Here is a 529-nt window from a genome sequence, read left to right as displayed (position 1 = left end):
GTTATTAGAGAGGGGGCTCTTATTTACGATAACGCCCGTGTTTATGAAAATGATCATGTGAGTGGGCTTGTGTTTAATGATGCCCATGTCTACGGTAAATCACGCCTTGCTACGTGGTCAAAAGCTTATGGCAATGCTCATGTTTTTGATAAAGCTATAATTTATGGCGGTAGCAATATTTATGATAATGCCAAGGTTTCTGGCTCGGCGCGTGTTGGTCCCTTTGCAAACATTCATGATAATGCTCATGTGAGTGGCAAGGCACAAATTTGCCAATTTACAACGATTTATGGCAATGCGGTGCTTAAAGAAAATAAGAAATTTTCTGAAGATGTCTGTGGTGCTGATCAGGCTATAAATAACGCTGCGTAAATAATGGCGCGGGCGCGGCGGGGGCGCCCCTCTTTAAAAATCTCATTCTAAAATTTAATCTTCTTTATAAAGGAATTGTGCTATGCAAAAGAAGTTTGCACTCACAAATGAGACACGTGTGTTTAATAATCAAACTCTTTATCGCATTCAAGCATTA

At 40.1% G+C, this 529-nt stretch carries 1 pseudogene; it reads left to right on the top strand.

The annotated features are described in order from the left end of the window. Nucleotides 1–372, top strand: a pseudogene (locus tag ACFINO_RS11585) (hypothetical protein); the annotation flags it as partial. Nucleotides 373–529: the final 157 nt, after the last annotated feature.

This window comes from Bartonella sp. AA83SXKL, from assembly GCF_042196965.1.
In the GTDB taxonomy this organism is placed as follows: Bacteria; Pseudomonadota; Alphaproteobacteria; order Rhizobiales; family Rhizobiaceae; genus Bartonella.
Note: the sequence above shows the minus strand (reverse complement) of the source record. Positions and strands in the feature narration are given on the sequence as shown.